20 protein-coding genes and 2 pseudogenes are annotated in these 22,497 nt (G+C 61.2%); 12 read left to right on the forward strand and 10 right to left on the reverse strand.

Translation table 11 applies throughout. From position 1 onward, the window contains the following. Positions 1-61: 61 nt before the first annotated feature. The 9 genes and pseudogenes from AC3ZU9_RS19150 to AC3ZU9_RS19190 form a co-directional block, all read right to left on the reverse strand. Positions 62-346 (reverse strand): annotated as a pseudogene (locus AC3ZU9_RS19150) (methyl-accepting chemotaxis protein); the annotation flags it as partial. Then, positions 347-1,345, reverse strand: a pseudogene (locus AC3ZU9_RS19155) (PAS domain-containing protein); the annotation flags it as partial. It lies immediately after the preceding pseudogene. Between the two features lie 18 nt (positions 1,346-1,363). Further along, positions 1,364-2,620 carry a GTP-binding protein gene (locus AC3ZU9_RS19160; protein ID WP_012724374.1) on the reverse strand — a complete coding sequence of 419 codons (1,257 nt, stop codon included), beginning with the start codon at positions 2,618-2,620 and terminating at the stop codon, positions 1,364-1,366. Continuing rightward, positions 2,617-3,279: a nitrile hydratase subunit beta gene (gene nthB / locus AC3ZU9_RS19165; protein WP_012724373.1), complete on the reverse strand. Its 663-nt coding sequence runs from the start codon at positions 3,277-3,279 to the stop codon at positions 2,617-2,619. Before nthB ends, AC3ZU9_RS19160 begins: the two co-directional genes overlap by 4 nt. A 63-nt stretch (positions 3,280-3,342) precedes the next feature. Beyond that, positions 3,343-3,936 (reverse strand): nitrile hydratase subunit alpha, encoded by a 594-nt coding sequence (gene nthA, locus AC3ZU9_RS19170; protein WP_012724372.1) that lies wholly within the window; start codon positions 3,934-3,936, stop codon positions 3,343-3,345. Between the two features lie 76 nt (positions 3,937-4,012). Then, complete coding sequence (locus AC3ZU9_RS19175; RefSeq protein ID WP_490091187.1) at positions 4,013-5,530, reverse strand: amidase; 1,518 nt, start codon at positions 5,528-5,530, stop codon at positions 4,013-4,015. 180 nt (positions 5,531-5,710) lie between these two features. Next, a complete protein-coding gene (locus AC3ZU9_RS19180; RefSeq protein WP_093545620.1) occupies positions 5,711-6,577 on the reverse strand; it encodes a transporter in 867 nt (288 codons plus the stop codon). An 84-nt stretch (positions 6,578-6,661) separates the two neighbouring features. Continuing rightward, positions 6,662-7,720 (reverse strand): aliphatic aldoxime dehydratase, encoded by a 1,059-nt coding sequence (gene oxdA, locus AC3ZU9_RS19185; protein WP_490091188.1) that lies wholly within the window; start codon positions 7,718-7,720, stop codon positions 6,662-6,664. A gap of 42 nt (positions 7,721-7,762) precedes the next feature. After that, a complete protein-coding gene (locus AC3ZU9_RS19190; RefSeq protein ID WP_163825841.1) occupies positions 7,763-7,924 on the reverse strand; it encodes a hypothetical protein in 162 nt (53 codons plus the stop codon). Between the two features lie 364 nt (positions 7,925-8,288). On the opposite strand from AC3ZU9_RS19190, the gene AC3ZU9_RS19195 reads away from it, so the two are divergent. After that, positions 8,289-9,224, forward strand: coding sequence for an AraC-like ligand-binding domain-containing protein (locus AC3ZU9_RS19195; RefSeq protein WP_012724367.1), 936 nt, complete (start codon positions 8,289-8,291; stop codon positions 9,222-9,224). A 276-nt stretch (positions 9,225-9,500) separates the two neighbouring features. On the opposite strand, the gene AC3ZU9_RS19200 is transcribed toward AC3ZU9_RS19195, so the two are convergent. After that, a complete protein-coding gene (locus AC3ZU9_RS19200) occupies positions 9,501-10,082 on the reverse strand; it encodes a helix-turn-helix domain-containing protein (RefSeq protein WP_012724366.1) in 582 nt (193 codons plus the stop codon). A 154-nt stretch (positions 10,083-10,236) separates the two neighbouring features. On the opposite strand from AC3ZU9_RS19200, the gene AC3ZU9_RS19205 reads away from it, so the two are divergent. The 11 genes from AC3ZU9_RS19205 to aceE all read left to right on the forward strand — a co-directional run bounded on the left by AC3ZU9_RS19205 (position 10,237) and on the right by aceE (position 21,863). Next, positions 10,237-11,130: a DMT family transporter gene (locus tag AC3ZU9_RS19205; protein ID WP_046036558.1), complete on the forward strand. Its 894-nt coding sequence runs from the start codon at positions 10,237-10,239 to the stop codon at positions 11,128-11,130. Positions 11,131-11,192: 62 nt separating this feature from the next. Next, complete coding sequence (locus AC3ZU9_RS19210; RefSeq protein ID WP_244886009.1) at positions 11,193-12,215, forward strand: beta-ketoacyl-ACP synthase III; 1,023 nt, start codon at positions 11,193-11,195, stop codon at positions 12,213-12,215. A gap of 46 nt (positions 12,216-12,261) precedes the next feature. After that, the gene (locus AC3ZU9_RS19215; protein ID WP_007936684.1) at positions 12,262-12,492 is read left to right on the forward strand and encodes an acyl carrier protein; all 231 of its coding nucleotides are present in this window, start codon (positions 12,262-12,264) and stop codon (positions 12,490-12,492) included. Next, complete coding sequence (locus AC3ZU9_RS19220; protein ID WP_490091189.1) at positions 12,492-13,430, forward strand: beta-ketoacyl-[acyl-carrier-protein] synthase family protein; 939 nt, start codon at positions 12,492-12,494, stop codon at positions 13,428-13,430. The genes AC3ZU9_RS19215 and AC3ZU9_RS19220 overlap by 1 nt, the downstream gene beginning before the upstream one ends. After that, positions 13,340-13,717: a hypothetical protein gene (locus AC3ZU9_RS19225; RefSeq protein WP_490091190.1), complete on the forward strand. Its 378-nt coding sequence runs from the start codon at positions 13,340-13,342 to the stop codon at positions 13,715-13,717. Before AC3ZU9_RS19220 ends, AC3ZU9_RS19225 begins: the two co-directional genes overlap by 91 nt. 30 nt (positions 13,718-13,747) lie before the next feature. Then, on the forward strand, positions 13,748-15,577 hold the full coding sequence (locus AC3ZU9_RS19230; RefSeq protein ID WP_012724361.1) for an acyl-CoA dehydrogenase family protein: 1,830 nt from the start codon (positions 13,748-13,750) through the stop codon (positions 15,575-15,577). 46 nt (positions 15,578-15,623) lie between these two features. Beyond that, positions 15,624-16,055: an acyl-CoA thioesterase gene (locus AC3ZU9_RS19235; RefSeq protein WP_012724360.1), complete on the forward strand. Its 432-nt coding sequence runs from the start codon at positions 15,624-15,626 to the stop codon at positions 16,053-16,055. After that, entirely contained in the window at positions 16,043-16,912 is an 870-nt protein-coding gene (locus AC3ZU9_RS19240; RefSeq protein ID WP_012724359.1) for a fumarylacetoacetate hydrolase family protein, read from the forward strand. The genes AC3ZU9_RS19235 and AC3ZU9_RS19240 overlap by 13 nt, the downstream gene beginning before the upstream one ends. Then, a complete protein-coding gene (locus tag AC3ZU9_RS19245) occupies positions 16,909-18,354 on the forward strand; it encodes an FAD-binding oxidoreductase (protein WP_490091191.1) in 1,446 nt (481 codons plus the stop codon). Before AC3ZU9_RS19240 ends, AC3ZU9_RS19245 begins: the two co-directional genes overlap by 4 nt. Next, the gene (gene fabG, locus AC3ZU9_RS19250) at positions 18,351-19,109 is read left to right on the forward strand and encodes a 3-oxoacyl-ACP reductase FabG (RefSeq protein ID WP_490091192.1); all 759 of its coding nucleotides are present in this window, start codon (positions 18,351-18,353) and stop codon (positions 19,107-19,109) included. The genes AC3ZU9_RS19245 and fabG overlap by 4 nt, the downstream gene beginning before the upstream one ends. Before the next feature lie 75 nt (positions 19,110-19,184). After that, positions 19,185-21,863 (forward strand): pyruvate dehydrogenase (acetyl-transferring), homodimeric type, encoded by a 2,679-nt coding sequence (gene aceE / locus AC3ZU9_RS19255; protein WP_490091194.1) that lies wholly within the window; start codon positions 19,185-19,187, stop codon positions 21,861-21,863. Positions 21,864-22,497: the final 634 nt, after the last annotated feature.

Raw genomic sequence — 22,497 nt, forward strand, 5'->3', positions numbered from 1 at the left:
TTGTTGGAAGTTGCCCTGTGCCCACGCACGCCGCGCAGGCGCAGGGATGTGGCTAGTTGTCCATCATCTCGGCCGCTTGCTGGGTCGCCTGGCTGGTTCGCGTGGCGAGCTTGCGCACTTCATCGGCGACCACGGCAAACCCGCGACCGGCTTCGCCTGCTCGCGCCGCCTCAATGGCGGCATTCAACGCCAGCAGGTTGGTCTGGCTGGCAATGCCCTGGATGGTGGCAACAATCTGCGTCAGCTTGGTGAGGGTTTCCTGCATCACCCGATGTTGTTGCGCCTGGGCCTCGCGCATCGTGCTTTCTTCATGGTGGGCATGTATGTCGGTGATGGCACCCACCACCCGTTGCGCAGAGCCGTCCTGCGCGCGGCGCGTTTGCCCGCGGCCGCGAAACCAGCGGTAAGTGCCGTTTTTGTGCTTGAGTCGATAATCCACATCGAACGGTGTCTTGCCGCTGCGGTCGTCCACATGGGCGACGAATGCGCCGATGGCCCTTGCGCTATCGTCGGGATGCAAGCGCGAGGTCCAGCTTTCCAGGGTGTTGGGGAACTCCTCAACCGTGTTGCATCCCAGCAGTCGGCGCATTTGCGAAGACCACCAAATGGTATTTTTTGGGTTCGCCGGGTCGCCTGCCACCACCTCGATGTCCCAGAGCCCGTCATGCAGCATCTCCCGGGAAATATCGAAACGTGTGGCCGCCAGTTCGAGCGCCTCGTTGTGCAGGTACTGTGCATGAATGTCACGCACGGTCCCCGCGATGCAGAGCGCTGCGCCTTGCGCATCGCGCCGCGAGGCACCGCTGATGCTGCACCAGCGGTAGTCATCGCCGGGTGCAGGCTTCATGCGCACCTCGAGCGCAAATGCCGTCCGCCCGCTACGATCGGCAAGGTGCCTGGCGAGCGCTGCCATATGCGCTTGCCGGTCATCCGGGTGCAACTGTTCACTCCACGCGCCGAGCTGATCCATCGCCTGGGCCGGATTCGACGCAGGCCCCGTCCACGTCATCGCACATTCCGGCCCAGGTGCAGCGGTTCCATCCAGCTCCAGTTCCCAGAACAGCTCATCTGCGCCCTGTATGATCAGTGCCCAGCGCGCCTCCCATTGCTGCAACAGCTTGTCACGGCCGGCCAGGTGCTCTTCCAGTTGGCTGACGCGAAACGTCAGTGCGCTGGCCTGCTCCTTAACGGCTTGCCGCTCTTGCAGCAGGTGTTCGACGCTTGCCAGGATGCGGTGCACTGACCGGTTGTTCGACGACAATGGCGTGCTCGCCTGCCCAGGCTGGTACAGCCGGTCGGCGAGCTGCGCCAATACCCGGTGTGTGGTGCGGCGGAAAAAGAGCATAGGGCACCTCTACCTCGGTCAAATGGGAACAGCCTGCAAGGATTGCATTGGGGCCGATAAGGCCTGGGCGTCAAAGACGTTCGCGCCCGGCAGCGTTTGCCAGGCGGATGGGCCGGCGGCGATTTCCTGGGCACTCAGCAAGCAGTCGTCGAGGGCGCGCTGTAACACGTGGGTATCCATATCCTGGCCGATAAAGACCAACTCCTGCCGGCAATCGCCGACAATGCTGTCCCACTTGGTCATGATGCTTCGCAACCGATATTCATCCCGCGGCCATTGCGACGGCTCGATGAAGTTCCACCAGTGCCCGACATAGTCCCACTGGAACTGCCTGCCGCTGTGCACCAGCAGGCCGGTTTCCAGGTGCCGGCTGGCGAGCCAGAAGTAACCCTTGCTGCGCAACAGGCGCCCGTTGCACCAGGGGCGCTGCAGAAAATCGAATAATCGCTGTGGGTGAAAGGGGGCACGCTCGCGGTACACCCATGACGTCACGCCGTAGGTGTCCGACTCGGAGGCCGGTGTGTCATCGGCCTGCATTTTTTTCATCCAGCCGGGTGATGCAGCCAGGCTGGGTAAATCAAACAGATGAGTACCGAGAATGCCTGATAGCTCAACGTTGCCGTGTGTCATCGGCATGATCCGCGCGGTCGGGTTAAGGCCGGTGAGGATCGCGTGCACGGCCTGGTAACCGGGCTCGTCGATCAGGTCCAGTTTGTTGACGAGAATGACGTTGGCGTACTCCACCTGCTCAATCAGCAGATCTGCCAGATGGCGTTTGGGTGCGTCCGCTTGGGCGTCGTCGCGGGCCACGATGTCTGGCGCGTCGAGCAACGCCTGAAAACGACTGCCATCGACCACCGTCACCAAGGTATCGAGCCGCGCCAGTTCGCTGAGGCTGAAGCCTTCTGCGTCAAGGAATGCAAACGTCTCGGCAACCGGCATCGGCTCGGAAATGCCCGTGGACTCGATGAGCAGGTAGTCAAAACGTTGCTGGCGTGCCAGGGCACTGATCTGCTCGAGCAAATCGGCGCGCAGCGTGCAACAGATACAGCCATTGCTCATCTCGATCAATTCATCTCGACCACGGTGCAGCGCCACGTCGCGCTGTACCTCTTCAGCATCGATGTTGACGTCGCTCATGTCGTTGACGATGACTGCCACTTTCAGGCCGTCGCGATTGCGCAAGATATGATTGAGCAGGGTGGTTTTGCCGGCGCCGAGGAAGCCAGAAAGCACGGTCACCGGCAGTCGGCCCGCCTGGGCGCCGTCAATCATAGGTTCACCGCTTGCGCGCTGGAGGCCTTGTCCAAGTAGCTTTCGAACAGGTCGACCACCACAAAACCGTCGTCGGCTGCATCCCCCCACAGGTCTTTGACGCGAAACTCGACGTGGTAGGTTGGCTGATGCGCAGCGCTCAAGTCGCCATGACCTATGGCGTCCGGGAACGGCCATTTTTCTGAAGTTCGGTGCAGGACCACGCCTTCCTTGCCGCGCACATAGGCCGGCATGCGGACATGCCCGGCCACATACTCGTCACGCACGACAACCCGGTCGCCGACTTCAAAAGGCGGTCGGCCAGTGATCGCCGGGCGACCCTGCGCATGCGCGGGGTTCGCCAGCTTGAAGTGAGCACCCAGGGCCTGATCGAGCTCCGCCTGGGTGATGACGCCGGTTTCGACCAGCAGGGTGGCGGTGGCGATGACATAGCGTTCGTAGTACTGGGTGCCGACATGCTGGCGCACGTCCAGGCGTTCGACGGCGTGGCGCACTTCATCCACGCTGAACTTCTTCAAGTGATCGGCACCGATAAACATCAAGCTGTACGCCAGGTGCTCCCAGTCCTGCTTGAACACAGGTTGGTAGCTCAGACTGTTGACGGTGTGAGGGACTTTGCCAAAGCCTTGGAAACCGCCGAGATCGTGAAAGCCATCCATCGTGGATACCTCTTAATAGCGAATGAATAGAGAATGAAAATTGAAAGAAACAAAGCACCCTGATTAGGCGACGTACGGTAGCGCCACGCCAATAAGGACATCCTTGGTAATCAATTTTCGAAGTGCCTCTTCATCCATGGATTCGCTCCCCTTTGGCCGCAGAGGCAGCACCAGGTAGCGGCTTTCGGCGCTGGTGTCCCACACTTTGATGGTGACCCCATCCGGCAGCTCCGTGCCCAGTTCACGCAGCACGGTGCGCCCTTCGCGAACCAGTCGAGCGCGGAACTCGAAGCCCTTGTACCACTCCGGCGGCAAGCCCAGGACGGGCCAATTGGTGCAGGAGCACAGGCTGCACACGATCACGTTTTTCACACTGGGCGTGTCTTCCAGCGCAACAATGTATTCACCCTGCGGGCCGGTATAGCCAAATTGGGCGCACGCAGCGGTACCGTCCTTGAGCAGCAGCTCGCGGAACTGCGGGTCCACCCATGCCTTGGCCACCACCCGAGCACCGTTCTGCGGGCTCCATTCGTGTGCCATCAGCTGTGTCATGTGCTCGATGTAACCGTCGGGGATCAGGTCCTTTTGTTTGAGCACGTGCAGTAATGCCTGTGCTCGCTCACCCGGGGTTGATGTTTTATTTTCAGGTGTGGTCATCAGTTGGTTCCTCATCGTTGAGCTTCTAGGCAGCGCCCGGCGGCTTATTCTCTTGCGCTGCAAGGGGACGCACCGGCTACTGACTGTTTTTCCAGTCAACCGATGCCTCGAATGCCGCGGCAGCCTGGTAAATTGTGCCTTCGGCATAGTGTTTGCCCACCAGCATCAGCCCGACAGGTAAACCGTCTACCAGGCCACAGGGAATCGACATGGCCGGATGGCCAGTGATGTCCTGTGCGGAGGCATTGCCGATCATTTCCAGCGCTCGGGCCACGTACTCGGTGACCGAGCAACCGGGCTCCGGATGGGGCTGGGCAATGATTGGCACGGTAGGCATCACCAGCAGGTCATAGCGCGCCAATGCGGCGTCATAGCCGGAGCGTGCCAGGCGCCTGAGGTTTTGTGCCTTGGCGTAGAAACGACCGTTGTAGCGCTCCAGACCGTATTGCCCGACGAACATGCACAGCTTGAGAGAGGCGGACAGGTCATTCGCCTGGTCGCGCCATCCGGCTTGCTTGTCCAGCAACCCGAGGTCATACAGCCCTTGCCAGTTAAAGCCGGCCCCATTGCCGTGCATCATCTGCATCGTCAAGCCTTCACAGCCGATGGGGTGCCACAGCGCACCGGCAATCTTGTGCTCAGGCACTGACACCTCTTCGACCTGCGCACCCAGCCGTGCAAATGCGTCGATGGCATTGCGCACAGACGAGGCAACACGCGGGTCCTGGTTGGCCAGTTCAAAGCCTTCGCGCAGCACTCCGATCCTCAGCCCGCTCACACCGCGCTCCAGGTAATCGCTGTACGTGTCGACCTGGGGCGCGGCTTGTCGCGGATCGAGCCCATCCGCTCCCGCCATGACCTCCAGCATCAAGGCGTTGTCGCGTACGTTTGCCGTGATGGGGCCGGCATGATCGATAGTCGCCTCGATGGCCATGATCCCGGTGTAAGGCACCAGTCCGTGAGTCGGCTTCATCCCGTAAGTGCCGCAGAATGCGGAAGGAATCCGGATCGACCCTCCTTGGTCACCGCCGACTGCCAGGTCAACCTCGCCCGCGGCAACCAGTGCGGCGCTGCCGGAAGACGACCCACCCGAGGAAAATCCGTGGCGATAGGGGTTGTGCACCGGCGCCGGATCGGAGGTGTGACTCCCCCCGGACAGGCAGTAATGCTCGCAGGTTGCCTTGCCGAGGATGGTTGCGCCGGCATCCAGCAAGCGGGAGACAACGGTGGCATCAAATGATGGAACGAAGCCTTCAAGGGGCTTTGCACCATTCATCATGGGGACGCCCGCGAGTGAAATATTGTCCTTCAGTGCCACGGTTTTACTCGCCAACTTGCCTTCGCGGGCACCGCTGACTTCCGTGCGGAAGTACCAGGCGTTGAGCGGGTTGTGTGCAGCCGAGGGTCGATAGCCCGAACTGCGTTCGTAACGCACCGGCGGAATGAAGTCAGGCAGCTCGTCAATCAGGTCATAAGCATCGAAGCTTGACTGCATAAGCGCCAGGTATTCGTGGGCTTGCTCCGCACTGATCTGCATGTGCAGGCGGCTCGATACATCCAATAGCTGTTCAAGGGTGGGGCGCACAATTGGCATGGTTGGGCTGTCCTTATCGTAAGTGGCCGAAGAGCACTGCTGCTCATCAATATCAGTGGGCCTGGCGCTCAAGATAGTCCGCGCCTCAAGTCGCAGGCTTGGTTGAGAAAGACATCGACTTGGCTGAGCCGGACACCGCTGTGCAAAGACGCAAAGGGCACGCGGTCGCAGACCCTTGCGTTAAAAAATGCGCGCATAACGCAGGTTCATGCGGAAGTCTTCCTTGGTGCCGCTGTCCACCGAGAGGTCCTTGCCCAATTGCAGTTGGATCTGGTCTTGGGGGGTGACGAATTTGGTGGCGGTGAGACGGAAGTTGGTGGTGCCAAGCTCGTTATCCTGATTGACGTGCTCAATGTTCGTCTCACCTCCCCAGGTGCGCCCGAAGCCGATACCAAACGCGGTGCTGGCGTCTGGCATGTAACGCCCCATGATCTGCGCTGCGTAGGAAACGTCCTGCTTCATACGGTCGGCATTGGCACCGTAGTCTGTGTTGTCGCCATACCAGGTGGCACCGCCGACCAGGTCCATCGCCCATTTTTCTGTGAAGTGTTTGACGTACGCACTCTGCAGTTCGAATTTCCAGCGGTTCTCGCCGAGATTGAGCGCGTCGTCCTTGTCATACGTACCCGTCGGCACATACAGGTAGGGGGCGATACTGAGGGTGTCGCGGGCTTCGTTGAACCGCCATTTGACCGGCGCCGTGAGGATCAAGTCGCCAACGCCGCGAGTGCTGCCCAGGGCTGAGGCGTCACCTGCGCTGGAGACGTGTCCGAAAGGCAAAAGAAATTGCGGGTCGATGGTGACGGTGTCGGAGAGTGCGTAGACATGCAGTAGCCGCAGGATGCCGATGTCAGAGCTCACCCTGAAGTCAGAGCTGACCTTGTGGCCGTTGGCATAAGCCGAGTCCGTGGTGGCGTGCTGGTAATAAATCGCCCCGATCGTAGCGCCGACCGGGTATTGCTCGTAATCGCCGGGCGCTACTTCACCGGCGTTGGCGTGAAGCGCGGGCAACAGCGTAGAGAGCGTCAGCAGGCGGATCTTATTCATCATTTATTCCTCGCACAGGGAGACCGGCCACCCGAGGAGGGTGGCAAGGCGGCAGAAAGGGGGGGAGGTAAACGCCGATGGTGCTCAGGTGGTTGGCGGCAGCGCGTCGCGCAACATGCCGGTCTGCGAGTGACAGTTGATGTACTCGAAGACCTGGCTCTTGGCGTCCGACACGGACACTTCGTGGTACAGCCTTAACTTCTTCAAACCCGCGGCCACGCGGAAAAACGTCACGAAAATACGCAGGTGAGTCGGGTGAGATTCAGCCCAGCGTTCGAGTTTCTCCACCGAGCGCCAGTGACCGATGTTGTAGCTCAGGTCGAGAAAGTTGCCGTCCAGGTCGATATTGCGCACGAACCTGTTGCTGTAGCAGCCCAATGGCTGGCCGTTGTCACGCAGGAAGTCCATGCCGTCCTGCAACGTCGGCAAGATTTCGTCGAGGTAGAGCGAGCGCTCCTCAGCCTCGGCATCCGCCCAGTCCTGGCCGGAACGAATCAGTGTGAGGTTGTCATGCCCCAGGACCAGGACCCGTCCGCCCTGGGCCGGGTCACCCGCGATCACTTGCAGCTCGCTCGTGGGCTTCATCCAATCCGTCTGGGAGATCGGGAAACGGTCGCGCATCGAACCCCAGTAACCGTGCTCTTCGATCTCTCCACTGGTCGTATCCATTACTGCGCCGACACCGGGCAGGTTCTCCTGGAAGGCGTACAGCGTCTCGAACTGCTCGGTGCGCGGCGCGGTGATTTCGCGGAAATGACCAAGGCCTTCACCGAGCCGATCCGGCGAACTCCACCAGTCATTCACTTGGGGTGACCGCAACCAGCGACAGTGGGCGGCCGGGTCTTTCCAGTACCCGACCACAATCAAATTATCAAAGCCGCTGCTGTCGGTGTGGTGGGTCAAATCATAAGTCTGCGGGCCATCGGCCAGGCTGAAACTGCCGACGATGTGACGCATCGCCTGCAATGCAGGCTCGCGCTGGGCGTCGCCGCGATATTGCACGCCCAGATAGGCCATCACCACTTGTTCCAGTTGCTCGTCAGCGCGTGCGACCCACATAGGGAACGGCGGTTGATACTCGTCCGGTACACGGCGGGACAGGGTGCGCGGGCATTTGAGATGTGTGTCGATTGCAGATTCCATCTTGAGCTCCTCGTTATTTTCGTTCAGGCCTACGGTTGGGCGTTAGCGCGTCGGTGGCTGGTCGCGCTTGGCGATCTGCCGTCGGTGCAGCAGCTGCATGGCACTCCATTCAATCAACCAATAAGCCGACTCTTCAGGCGCAAGGTCGCGCCGCTGCAGAAGCCAGGAGGAATCAGCCAATCGTTGTGAGTCGTGTCGATGCATGGCGTGCCTCATCAGCGGATGAATGAGCTGCTGTGAGGTGGAAATTAGGCTGGGCGAGGAGGGGGCGCTTTGTTCGGCGAGACAACCATTTGGTTGGAAAAGACAAGGCTGGAGCTGAGGTTTACCCGTGATCCGCGCTGGTGCGCGTGCACCGACCGGGTGACGTGCCATGCCCTTAAAGGGTGATGGCGGCACCGGGCGACAGCCCGCGAAGGCCGCCGACAATCGCGATGGAAACCACGTGGCAGCGCGCTCAAGCAGGCCTGCCACTGCGCTTGGCCTGTTAATTGCTTTTCATGCCTGAAAATTGGCCGCACGTTACAACTTCTCGAGCGCCTCTTGCATCGTTGTCGAGGTCAGTGTCATGAACCCAAGCACTCAGTATTCGACCCTTGCTGTTCCGGCACCCCGTCGGTTTGATTATTGGAAAGAAGTGGTCTGTCGCCATTGCCTGGCCGCCGATAGCAAACCCTTGTCCCAGAGCAGCTTTGATGGCTCGCTCACCGTCAATACCGTCGGCGAGCTGGACATCTGTTCGCTGTCTTCGCCGCTGCACTACTGGGAGCGTTCCGAGCAGCACCTGCGCAGCGGTCCGGCCGAAGATTTATGGTTGGGTTTCGCTCGAAATGGCCATGGGCAAATAGAACAAGGCTCAAGAAAAGCCAGCCTGGCAACCGGCAATTTGTTTCTTTATGACGCAACTCAGGCGTTTCGCTTCAGCCTGGGTGGTACCGAAAACCACTTGATCCGTATTCCGAGAGCGTTGCTCACCGAGCGCCTGCCGCGTATTGCCGAGTACACCGCGATGGTCCTCGACGACCGGCGTCCTGGTGTCGTTCCTTTACGCGAAATGCTGCATCAGGCCGCGAGCGCGCCGGCATCGCTGCAGGACGAGCGCATCTCGAATCGTTACTCAAGTGCTTTGCTTGATCTGCTTGTGATCAGCCTGGAACTCCAGGACCTGAAAACAAGCCATCAGGAGATGGACCTCTACGGCCGCATCATGCAGTACATCCAACGGCACTTGACTGAGCCGGACCTGTCGATTGAAGCCATCGCCAAAGCCCACAATGTGTCCACCCGCACCGTTACGCGGGCCTTCGCACGCTACCAGAAAACCCCCGTTGCAGAGATTTGGAAAGAGCGCCTGAATGCCAGTCGAGAAGCGATTGAACGCGGCCAGGTACGCAGCGTGTCCGAGGCGGCGCTGGACTTCGGGTTTTCTGACTTCTCCCATTTCAGCCATGCGTTTCGCAAGGCATTTGGTGTGGCGCCGAATACGCTGTTACGCCGCAATTGAAATTGCCGGGGTGCCAAATCGATGAGAGAGGGGGCCTCACGCCGATGGGCATGCCGAATTGCCCTGAAGGTCGCTCTGCTTTTTTAATGGCATCGACGCATGTTTTTCGTGAAGGGAAGTGTGGGAGCTTGGACGGGGGGTATCCTTTTTAAACCATCCAAAGCATGCCCTCAGATATGCCCCCACGTTTACCCCCAAGTCGCTCGTGGTACACGAGCGAACGGAAAGGGCGAGTGCTGGCAAAATTTAGCATTTGGCGTGTCCATGGCGCCTACCTCAGGAATGCTCTATCACCATCACTGCAGTAGTGTCCGCCTCAAGTGCTTCGAACACGTGAGGCACATTCGCCAGGTAGCTGATGTAGTCGCCGGCATTCAGCAATACAGGCCCAGTCGCCGGGCCAATATGGGCGCTGCCGCTGCACAGCACTACGTGCTCTACGGTTCCCGGTGGGTGAGGCTGAGACAGTCGAACTTCGCCGGGCTGCACCTTGAGCCGGTAGATGTCGCGCTGTACTCCCGCCTGGCAATCGGCAAGCAGTGTCGCTGCGTAATTGGCAGTCTCGGCATAGGTGGTCATGCCCTCGTTGGCGCGAATCACCCGCAACGGCTGCTGGGGTTGTTCGAAGAACCGGGTGACTTGCAAGCCCATTGCCATCGCCAGCGACCATAGGGTTTCGATGCTGGGGTTACCGATTCCCGACTCCAACTGAGACAACGTCGACTTCGCCACACCGGCGCGTTTCGCCAATTCGGTCAAGGAAAGCCCAGCGGCCAAGCGTTCGCGCTTGATTGAAAGCGCCAGCAGATCGATTCGGCTCGGGTTGTTTTTCAATAGAGTGTTCGCTATGTCGGTCATTTGTTTTTTAAATCATCCTTAAAAGGGTTGACGCTCTCAGGCGCCTTGTTCAGTATATCGGTCATTAGTTCATTATAAAGTTTGATTTGCCGAGCCACCCCCGCGAACGACGGCTTAGGTTACGGCAATGTCGACGGCAAGGAAGCAGTGAGTGATGAAGTCGCAAACCCGTGGGACGCTCGAAATGATTTCGGCCATGGTGATCTCCGGCACGGTGGGCTGGTTTGTCATCATGTCGGGGCAGAGCCCGGAGGCCGTGGTGTTTTGGCGTTGCGTATTCGGCGCCATGGCGATGCTGGTCGCGTGCCTGGTGCTTGGGGTGCTGCGTCGCTCGCTGATCACCGCCCGGCAGTTCATTCTGGTGTGCCTGGGCGGGGTGGCGCTGATTCTCAACTGGGTGCTGCTGTTCAGTGCCTACAAACATTCCTCTATCGCCATCGCCACGGTGGTCTACCACGTTCAGCCGTTCATGCTAGTCGGTCTGGGTGTGCTGTTTTTCGCTGAGCGCCTCAGCGCCGCCAAGGTTGGCTGGCTGCTGTTGGCCTTCGCCGGGCTGATGCTGATCGTGTCCGCCAAGGGTAGTGGGCAGGCCCCCGGCGCCGACTATGTGCTTGGCGTCTGCCTGGCCCTGGCTTCGGCCTTTTTCTACGCCGTGGCGGCGGCGATCACCAAGCGCCTCAAGGGCCTGCCCGCGCACCTGATCGTGCTGATCCAGATGGTGGTAGGTGTGCTGGTCCTGGCGCCGTTCGTGGATTTCAGCAGCGTCGATACGGTCGAGGGCGCCTGGACGTACTTGATCATTATCGGCGTGGTCCATACCGGGCTCATGTCGACCCTGCTGTATAGCGCCATCCAGAAAATCCCCACGGCGCTGGTCGGCGCACTGTCGTTCATCTATCCGATCGTCGCCATCCTGGTCGATTGGGTTGCCTTCGCCCATCCGCTCAGTGCCCTGCAAGTGCTTGGCGCGAGCGCGATCCTGCTGGCGGCGGCGGGCATGAATTTTGGTTGGTCGCTGGGCCGTGCCCCGCGTCAGGAAGTGACCTAGGGCTGGGCCCAACACTACACACCATCTGAACCATCGTTAAATCAAGGGAGTTGATCGTGACTGTGATCTTGTGTGGCCTGGGAGGCTGCCTTCCGCCTAAGATAATTGACAATCAGCAAATTTCCAGCGGGCTGGATACCACGCCCGAATGGATAGAATCGCGCACGGGCATTCGTGAGCGTCGAATGGTCAGTGATGGGTTGAGCATGCTTGACCTGGCCATCAAGGCCGGCGCCCGTGCGCTCGCCTCGGCAGAGGGGCGGGCGGTGCAGGCGGTGGTGGTTGCGACCACCTCCCCGGAGCGCATCTGCCCGGCGGTGGCGCCAGAAGTGGCGTCGGTACTGGGCCTGGGCGACATCGCCGCCTATGACATCACCTCTGCCTGCAGCGGCTTCGTGTATGGGCTGGCCACTGCTTCCGGACTGATTGCCGCGGGCATCGCCGACAGTGTCCTGCTGATCGGCGCTGAAGCCTTTACCACCTTCGTCAACCCGCAAGACCGCGCCACCCGACCGATCTTCGGTGACGGTGCCGGTGCCGTGGTGCTGCGCCGTGGCGAGGTGGACGAGGCCGGCGCGCTCGGGTGCTTCGACCTCGGCAGCGACGGTGCCCATTCGGACCTGCTGGCCATCCCAGCCGGCGGCTCGCGACAACGTTCGGCCAGCGCCGGGCTGGGCCATGAAGCGGTAGCGCCGGGTGAGTTCTATCTGCACATGGACGGTCGCGCGGTCTATGAGCAGGCCGTTGCACGCATGTCCACATCGGCCCAGAGCGTGCTGGACCGCTCCCACTGGTCGCTGGACCAGGTCGACTGGTTCGTCGGTCACCAAGCCAATGTGCGCATCCTGCAATCCGTGGCATTCGAGCTTGGCCTTCCCGCAGATAAGGTGGCGGTGAATATCCAGCGGCTGGGCAACACCCTGACAGCCTCCATCCCGCTGCTTCTCAACGACCTGGCCCTGCGCGGCGACCTCAAGGCCGGCCAACGTGTGTTGGTGAGTGCATTCGGTGCGGGCCTCTCGTGGGGCTCGACCGTACTGCGCTGGCCGCAACTGACTACCCGCAACAGCGAGTGGCAGGACTGATTCAGACTTTTCCCAACCTACAGTTCCACACAACAGGAGTCATGTGATGACCGTAAGTAACGAAGCTATCGCCCAAGCCATTGCCGCGCGTTTCAACATCGAAGAAAGCCGTATCGTCCCTGATGCCTCCCTTGAAGACCTGGGTTTCGACTCGCTGTCGCAGGTCGACCTGGCCCAGTTGCTGAGAAAGAAACTGGGTGTGCAGATCAGCGATGCGCAGCTGTCGGAGGTCGCCACTGTCGGTGACGTTCTGGCACTGGCCAACGGTAAAGCGTGATGGTCGCCGAAGCGGTGGTTGTGACCGGTATCGGCCTGGTCACGCCCGCCGGCATCGGTATCGAGGCGAACTGGCGGCGGGTGGTGGCAGGTGAAGCCACGGCCACGCCGGACAAGACCCTCAAAGCGATGCCGGTGGAGATATCGTGCCGTGTACCCGGTTTTGACAGCGCCTTGCTGGGCGTCAAGAGCCCCTGGCAGTGGGACCGTTATGCGCAGTTCGCCTTGCTGGCAGCGCGCCAGGCCCTGGAGGATGCCGGTCTCAAGGCCGGCAGTTGGAAAGATGAGAGCCGTGTGGCGGTGATCATCGGTTCCGGGGCTGGGGGCACCGCCACCCTGGAGCAGCAGCACGCGGTGCTGATTGCTGAGGGGCCTGACGATGTGTCCTCGCTGACCCTGCCCATGGGGCTGTTGAACATGGCCGCCGGGCAGGTTGCCATTGAGCTGGGCGCACGCGGTCCATGCCTGGCCCCCTGTTCGGCCTGCGCGTCAGGGGCCTCCGCACTGGGCATGGCCAAGGACCTGATCAACCGAGGGCTCTGCGATATCGTGGTGGCTGGTGGTGCGGAAGCACCGATCACCCCTTTGTATGTTTCCGCGTTTGCCAAGATGCGGGCGTTGTCGCGCAACACCGATGCCGGCGGCGCATCGCGCCCGTTCGATGTCGCGCGTGACGGCTTCGTCATCGGTGAGGGCGCGGGGATGTTCGTGCTTGAGTCCGAGGCGCATGCCCGCGCCCGAGGTGCACGCAGCCACGGGCGTCTGCTTGGGTATGGCGCATCGGCAGATGCTCACCACGTCACCACGTCACCACGCCCCATCCCCAGGGGCTCGGTGCCCGCCTGGCGATGCAGGCGGCGTTGCGCGATGCCGGTATCGAGGCTGACGCAGTGGATTACGTCAATGCCCACGGCACGTCGACGCCGGGCAACGACGTGATTGAGTCGCGTGCCATCGCCGAGTTGTTTGGTGCACGCATGCCGGTCAGTTCGACCAAAGGCGTCACCGGGCATCTGCTGGGCGCTGCCGGTGCCATCGAGGCGGCCTACACCTTGCTCGCGCTTGAACACGGGCTGCTGCCGCCGACGGCCAACTTGCGCAACCCCGATCCGCAGATAACGGTTGACCTGGTGCACGGCCAGGCGCGTGCGCAGCCGATCAAGGTGGCGCTTTCCAATTCGTTCGGATTTGGCGGCCAGAATGTCTCATTGGTGTTCGCCGCCTGAGACCTCGCTGCTCACTGCACAGGACATGTCATGACTCATCCAAGCAACCCGGGAACTGTCGCCCCCTTGGCGCGCGACGAACTGCGCGACCTGCTATTCGCCGGCACATTCGAGAGCCATCACCAGAGCATCCGAGAGGTGCTGCTCGACCCGATCTTCGACCCGCAGCCGGGCCTGAACATGGAGCAAGCCGGACGGCTGGCCTATGCCCGCAGCCGCCATGTGCACGCGGCGCTCGAACGCCCGCTGCAGATTCTGGCTAACCCGCGTCGGCTGTTTGCCTTGGCGGAATGGCCAAGCCTGTTGGACGTCGCCAGCTTCTCGCTGCTGATGGTCCACTACAACCTGTGCCTGGGCACGGTATTCGATCATGCCCAGGGCCGCCCGGACATCGCCGGGCTCACCGAGGCGCTGGACGAACTGACCTCGTTCGGCCCCTATATGGCGACTGAACTGGGTTTTGGGAATAACGTCGCGGCGTTGCAGACCGAGGCGGTGTATGACCGCCATAGCCAGACCTTCACGCTCAACACGCCGAGTGCCGGTGCGCAAAAGTACATGTCCTATAGTGGGTTCGGCGATATCCCCAAAGTCGCGACCGTGATGGCGCGCTTGAAAATCGAAGGCAAGGATCACGGCGTATTTCCGTTCCTGATCAGGCTGTCCACTGAGGCAGGCCTATGCCCCGGTATCCGCGCGGCCTTGTGCCCGGAGAAACCGGTGCAAGGGCTGGACAACGGCCTGACCTGGTTCGACAACGTGCGTGTGCCCCGTAGCAGCCTGCTGCACGGCGACATGGGCCATTTCGCTGAAGATGGCAGCTTCGTGCTCGGCGCAGGCAATGCCCGGTCGCGCTTTCTGCGCGCCATGTCGCGGATCGTGCCAGGCCGCCTGTGCGTGGCCAGCGCCGCCCAGGGCGCAAGTCGCGCGAGCCTGTACATCGCGTTGCGCTATGGACAGCAACGGCTGACCAACGCCCCGGGGACCAACGACATGCCGGTCATCGAATACCGCAGCTACCAGCGTGCGATGTTCTCGGCACTGGCCAGCACCTATGCGATGACGCTGCTGCTCAACGAAGCCAAGGCACGTTTCCTGGCTAATACAGCTGAGCCGGCTGCCGATGTCGTCAGCCTGATCAACATCACCAAGGCACTGGCGACTTGGGATGCCTCCGCCGTTATCGCCGAGTGCCGCGAGCGATGTGGAGCACAAGGCATTTTCAGCGTTAACCGCATCGCCGATTACGGTTCCCTGCTGCAAGGTTTGGTAACGGCCGAAGGTGACAACCTGGTACTGCTTGCGACCGTAGCCGGCCAACTGCTCGCCCAGGCCTGGCAAGGTCCGTTGCCGCTGCGGCCAGCACGTGCGCGGCGTCTGGCCGAGCCGGAGTGGTTGATCGCTGCTATCGCCTTTCGCGAGTACCAGCTGTGGCTGACGGTTCGCGAGGAGATGAACGCTGACGAGCGCGGCTATTTCGAGGTGTGGAACGACGCCATGAACCCCGGCCTTGAGCTTGCACGTCTGCGTGGTGAACGTTTGGCCCTGGAGCAACTCTGGAGTGCCGCGCTGCATGCGCAGCAGGACGAGGCCAAGGCGGCGCTCAATGGCCTGGCATCGCTTTATGGCCTGAACCTGCTGCAGCGTGACGCAGCGTGGTTTCTGGCTCATGAGCTTATCGACGCCGGCCAGGCCCTGTCGCTGCCAGGGAGGATCGACCAGCAGTGCGTAGCCCTGCGCCCTTGCGTGTCGACCCTGATCGACGGCTTTGCCCTGTCGCCTGAGCTACTGCGTGCGCCCATCGCAGAAGGTGACTATATCCAAGCGTTCTGCAAGCAGGTGCACGCGAATGTCGACTAATACCGCCAGCGCACGCGTTGCCCCTTCGGCCACTGCGGAGACTTCCATGTCCGTACATATTTATCAATGCCCCGTCCGCTGGTCCGATATGGACGTATATGGGGTGGTCAACAATGTTTCGTTCCTGCGCTTGCTCGAAGAAGCGCGGGTGGACTTTATCTGGCGCCTGGGCGCGGAGCAGGGCGATGCCTTCTTCAGCGGCGGCTCCGTGGTGGTCAGGCATGCGATCGAGTACAAGCGCCCGCTGGTCCACCGCCACGAACCCGTGGCCATCCATATGTGGGTCTCGGACGTTCGTGCCGCCGCCGTAACGATCGAGTATGAAGTGCGCGACGGCGACACGTTGTGCGCCCTGGCATCGACCACCATGGCACCCTTCAATTACGAAGGCCGCTATCCGCGCACCATGAGCGATGAGGAAACGGCGTTTTTCGAACGCTTCCTCAACCCACGCAAGGCGCTGTCATGCGCCTGCTGAGGGTCGGTGCACCGGGGTGCGAGCGGCCCTGCGCAGTCGGCGTCGATGGTTCGGTGCGCGACCTCAGTGAGTGGGTCAATGACTGGACTGGGGCAGCGCTGGCCGTAGCGGCAATGGAGACGTTGTCACGGCGCTTCACGCTGGAATGGGCCCAACTGCCCCAGGTTCATATCGAGCACGAGCGTATTGGCCCGGCCTTACGGCCGGGGCAGATCCTGTCGATCGGGCTGAACTACCACCGGCATGCGCGGGAGGCCGGGATGGCTGTGCCGGAAGAGCCGATTGTGTCGAGCAAATCGGTGCATGCGTTGGGAGGCCCGTTTGATGACCTGGTGCTGCCAGTCGACGGCGACAAGACCGACTGGGAAGTGGAGTTGGGCGTGGTCATCGGGCGTCGCGCTCAGTACCTCGCCACGCCCGCTGACGCGGCCGCCTGCATCCTGGGTTACTGCACCGCCAATGACCTGTCCGAACGCAGTTGGTTATTGGAACGGGGCGGGCAATGGATCAAGGGCAAATCATTCGATGGGTTTGCCCCGCTGGGACCGTACCTGGTGACGGCTGATGAGGTGCCGTCGCCCCAGGCGCTGGAACTGATCTGCCGGGTCAATGGCGAGGTCATGCAGCGTGACAGCAGCGAGGACATGATCTTCGACGTACCTCATCTGATTCATTACCTCAGCCGCTTCATGACGCTGCACCCTGGTGACGTGATCCTCACCGGAAGCCCGGGCGGCATGGCCTTGGGACGACCAGACCAGCCGTTTCTACGCGACGGCGATGTGGTCGAGGCCGAAGTGGTTGGCCTGGGCGCGCAGCGTCAAGTATGCCGCGCATTTTATAAGGAAGTGACATGACCCAACTCGCCCAGGCCTTTACCCCTCAGGTACTGCGTGAAGCGCCGGCCGAGCTGATCGAGGCGCTCGCTGCGCGTTTCGATGAGCGCTGTTCGACCGCGACGGCCATACGTGAGCAGCATGGCCGCGACGAGTCGGCCTATGTCGATGCGCCGTTGCCCCAGGCCGTGGTGTTTGCCCGCAGCACCGAGGACATTGTTGACACCGTACGCCTGGTGGCCGCTCACCGCGTGCCGCTGATCGCTTACGGCGCGGGGTCGTCGGTCGAGGGTCATCTCTTGGCAGTGCAGGGCGGTATCAGCCTTGACCTGAGCCAGATGAACCACATCCTGGCGATCCATACCGAAGACATGAGCGTCACCGTGCAGCCGGGCGTAACCCGCCGCCAGCTTGAAGAAGCCTTGAAAAGTACCGGTCTGTTCTTTCCCATTGATCCTGGGGCTGATGCGTCCATCGGTGGCATGTGCGCCACAAGTGCCAGTGGGACCAATGCCGTACGCTACGGCACGATGAAAGAGAATGTGCTGGCCCTGCAAGTGGTCACCGCCGGCGGCGATGTCATCCGTACCGGCACCCGCGCGAAAAAAAGCAGCGCCGGGTACGACCTTACCCATTTGATGGTTGGCAGCGAAGGCACATTGGGCATCATCAGCGAGATCACCTTGCGCTTGCACCCGGTGCCGGAGTCGATCTGCGCTGCCGTATGTTCGTTCGACAGCATCGACCAAGCGGTCAACGTGGCGATCCAGGTCATTCAATCCGGTATCGCCGTGGCGCGAATCGAGCTGATCGACGCCAACACCGTGCGCATGGTCAATGTGCACAGCAAACTGGAACTGCCCGAGACGCCGATGCTGCTGATGGAGTTCCATGGCAGCGAACTGGGTGTGCGTGAGCAAGCGCAGGCTGTGCAAGAGATTGCTGGCGAGTGGGGCGGCCAAGCGTTTGAATGGGCGACCAGCGTCGAGGCGCGTCGGCGGCTATGGACGGCCCGGCACCATGCCTATTTTGCCGCGATTCAGTCGCAGCCCGGCTGCCGCGCAATCAGCACCGATACGTGCGTGCCGATCAGCCGCCTCGCCGAGTGCCTGCTTGAATCCATCGCTGAAGTCGATGCGACAGGACTGCCGTATTTCCTGGTAGGGCATGTGGGTGACGGGAATTTCCATTTCGGCTACTTGATTGATCCTGACGACCCTCAGCAAAGGGCATTGGCCGAGTCACTGAACGATCGGCTGGTGGCACGGGCTATTCGGCTCGCGGGCACCTGCACCGGCGAACATGGTATCGGGCTGCACAAACAGGGCTACCTGGTCGACCAGGCAGGTGCAGGCGCCGTCGAGATGATGCGCGCGATCAAGCGCACGCTGGATCCGGACAACATTCTCAACCCCGGAAAGATTTTTTCCTTCGATACACCTGCCAGGGAGGCGCATCCATGACCGATACATCCAACGGCGCTGGTAGCTCAATGCGTACGGTTCTAGTAACCGGCGGTTCACGCGGGCTGGGCGCCGCGGTAGTCGAAGACCTCGTGGCACGGGGCTTGAACGTGTGTTTTACCTACCTCAATACCACGGAACAGGCCGAAGAACTGGCGGCGTTACTAGGCACCGACCGGGTGCTGGCGGTGCGTGCCGACGGGCGCGATGCCACTGCTATCGAGCAGGCGGTCAAGCGTTGCGTGGCGCACTTTGGCGCCCTGGAGGGCTTGGTCAATAACGCCGGTATCACCCAGGACCGCAGTGCGTTGGCCATGAGCGCCGAACAGTGGCACAGCGTGATAGGCAGCAACCTCGACAGCGCGTTTCATGCCTGTAAGGCGGTGTTGCCGCTGTTCGTCGAGCAGGGCTTTGGTGCGGTGGTCAACATGGCCTCGATTTCCGGGCTGATCGGCGTCCCTGGGCAGGCCAATTATTGCGCGAGCAAGGCGGGCTTGATCGGTATGACGCGCTCGATGGCAGTTGAATTCGCTGCCCGTGGCGTACGTCTCAATGTCGTCGCCCCTGGGTTTATCGACACCGATATGACCCGCAAGCTTAACGAGCGACGGGTGGCGGAAATGGAAAGCCGGATCCCCATGCGTCGCTTCGGCGCCCCGCAAGAGGTGGCCAAGGTGGTGGCTTTTCTGTTGTCGCAGGACGCGGCCTACGTGACCGGCCAGGTCATGGTGGTGGACGGTGGCCTGGTGACCTGAGCGGTCGGCTGAGCACTCGCCGGAACCGGATGCCGACGCGCTACTTTGAATTTTTCGGAGCCTATCAACATGACAATGGATGCCAGACTTGGGGGGATGCACCTGGGTGCTGCGCTGCAGCTTCCCGTTGACGTCGACCCCGAGGAAACCAGGGAATGGCTGGACGCCTTTGATGGCGTCGTGCGCCACGTTGGAGTGGCGCGCGGGCGCTACTTGTTGCAGCGCCTGATCAAGCAGGCCGGGCGTTGCGGCATTGCAGCGTCTACCACATTGCGCACGGCTTACTGCAATACGCTTCATCACAGTGAGCAAGGGCTCTTTAGTGGTGACCTGGAACTGGAACGCCAGCTGGCGGCGTGGGTCCGCTGGAATGCCATGGCCATGGTGGTCCAGGCCAACCGCCGTGAGGGCGAATTGGGTGGCCACATTGCCAGCTACGCGTCGGCGGCCGACCTGTTCGAAGTAGGCTTCAATCACTTCTTTCGCGCCGGGCCCAGCGGGGAAACCAATGACTTGGTGTTCTTCCAGGCCCATTCAGCGCCGGGTATCTATGCGCGCGCTTACCTCGAAGGTCGCTTGAGCGAGCGCCAACTGGCCAACTACCGGCGCGAAGTCGGCGGGGAGGGCCTGTGTTCCTACCCCCACCCGTGGTCAATGCCTGATTTCTGGCAATTTCCCACCGGTTCCATGGGGTTGGGGCCGATCAGCGCCATCTACCAGGCGCGCTTTATGCGCTATCTGCAACATCGTCACCTGCGTCCATCGTCGACACGCCACGTCTGGGGCTTTTTTGGCGACGGCGAGATGGACGAGCCTGAGTCGCTTGCAGCACTGGGCCTGGCGGCACGTGAAGGGCTCGACAATCTGACGTTCGTGATCAACTGCAATCTGCAGCGTCTGGACGGCCCGGTGCGTGGCAATGGCAAAGTGATTGAAGAGCTTGAGGCCCAGTTTCTGGGGGCCGGCTGGAACGTGATCAAAGTGCTGTGGGGCAGCGAGTGGGATGCACTGCTCGACCAGGACCATGATGGCGTGCTCCAGCATTACCTGGACATTACCGTTGACGGTGAATACCAGTCGCTCTCCACGCTGGACGGCGCGGCCAGGCGCCAACGCTTTTTTGCTCGACACCCACGGTTGCTGGAGAAAGTCGCGCACCTGGAGGACAGCCAGCTCGAGAAAATGCGCCGTGGCGGCCACGACCCGTTGAAGATTCACGCCGCCTACACGGCCGCGCTGGCCTGCAAGGGGCGCCCGACAGTGATCCTGGCCAAGACCGAGAAGGGTCATGGAATGGGGCGCTGGGGGCAGGGCAAGATGATTGCGCACCAGCAGAAACAGCTCGACGATGAGGCGCTACTGGCGTTTCGCGACCGCTTCGCGCTGCCCTTGAGCGACGATGATGTTCGCGCGGCCCGTCTGTTCAAACCTGAAGCCGATAGCCTGGTGATGCGTTACCTGCATAGCCGTCGCCAGGCCCTCCACGGCTACCTACCGAGCCGCAGCAGCGTTGCAGTGCCTTTGGAAACGCCGGCGGCCAGCGCATTTGCGGGCTTTGCGTCAGCGGGGGAAAGCAAACCGATGTCCACCACCCTGGCATTCGTGCGCATGTTGGGCTCATTGCTCAAGGCTCCGGTGTTAGGCGAGCGCATCGTGCCGATCGTGGCCGACGAGGCGCGCACGTTCGGCATGGCCAATCTCTTCCACAAGTACGGTATCTATTCGCCCCAGGGCCAACTTTATACACCCGAGGACAAGGATTCTATCGTGTCGTACCGCGAGGCTCGCGATGGTCAGATCCTTGAGGAAGGCATCACCGAGGCTGGGGCGATGTCTTCGTGGATCGCAGCGGGTACCGCCTACAGCACCCATGGCATGGCGATGCTGCCGGTGTACATTTTCTATTCCATGTTCGGTTTCCAACGTGTTGCCGATTTGATCTGGGCTGCGGCTGACCAGCGCACCCGCGGCTTTCTGATCGGGGCGACGTCAGGGCGCACGACCCTGGCCGGGGAGGGGCTGCAACATCAAGACGGTTCAAGCCATGTTGTCGCGGCGACCGTGCCCAACTGCCGAGCCTACGACCCGGCCTTTGCCGGTGAATTGGCAGTGATTGTGGACCATGGCCTCAAGTGCATGATGACCGCCCAGGAGGACGTCTTTTACTACCTCACCGTGACCAATGAAAATTACCTGCAGCGGCCGCTGCCGGACGGTGCCGAGGCGGATGTGATCAAGGGCATGTACCTGCTCGACACACTGGACGCCGGGCCGGAAGCGCCTTTGGTACGCCTGCTTGGAAGCGGCGCGATCCTCAATGAAGTGCTGTCGGCGGCGAACCGACTGCGCGAGCGATGGGGCGTGACGGTGCAGGTCTGGAGTGTCACCAGCTTCAGCGAGCTTGAACGCGATGCCAGGTCTGCCCAACACGCGCGTCTGGCGGGTACGCAGACGACATTGGGGCATGTCGAGCAATGCCTGGGCGGGTCTGCGCCGGTCGTTGCGGCGACGGACTATGTCAGAGCCTATGCGCAACTCATCGCTCCCTATGTCAGTGCGCCGCTCAAGGTGCTGGGCACGGATGGTTTCGGCTGTTCAGACACCCGAGGCGCCCTGCGGCGTTACTTCGAGGTAGACAGCCAGGCGATCTGCGTGACGGCCCTGCAGGCACTGGTGGAGCAAGGGCGCCTGGCCGCAGATACGGTTGCCAAGGCCCGCTGCATCATGGGCGGTGCGGACAATCGCCATGCTTGACCGCCATGGATAGCCAGGATTGACCTGGGGGATGTTCCAACTCAGTTATCTTTGGCTGTGGCTTGTATGGCAGATGCTGTCATATGACCTTGCGGGTTGGCGTACTTTGCTGGTCGCCACCCACCTGGCTCAGCAGCAGTGCCTGCAGCTCTTTTGCGGGCCGTTGTGAGTGCCCGATCCTCCAGCGTTTAAGTGTGCGACGGCTTGAATCAAAGACTCTCAGGATCGCCGAAGAACATTTTGACTGGGCTCTGGAACGGTCTTTTAAGGTCCGAAAAACTTTTCGATGCCCCCATTTTGGCCCCCACGGCGAACATCTTTATTGATCAGCGATGGCTGTTCGCGGGGGCGCTTGGCGGCCTTGAGAATCCGGGGGCCCGAGGTTGACTCGCGCAGGGATAGGGTTGCGCGGTGAATTCGGTCTCTAACGCTTCTTGCGACTTGATATCAACATTTCAACGCTGAAACAAAATCATACATTTAATTGACGCCATCAAATCGCCACTCTAAGATCGCCGAAAAAAAATAGTGGCACAAGGCCATTTAGAGGGATCTAGAAATGTGGCGTTCGGTACGTCGGACCAGGCTTTGCCTGCTGTTCGCATTTTTTTGCCTGAGCACGGCCGGGATGGCC

Source organism: Pseudomonas sp. A39, assembly GCF_058145955.1.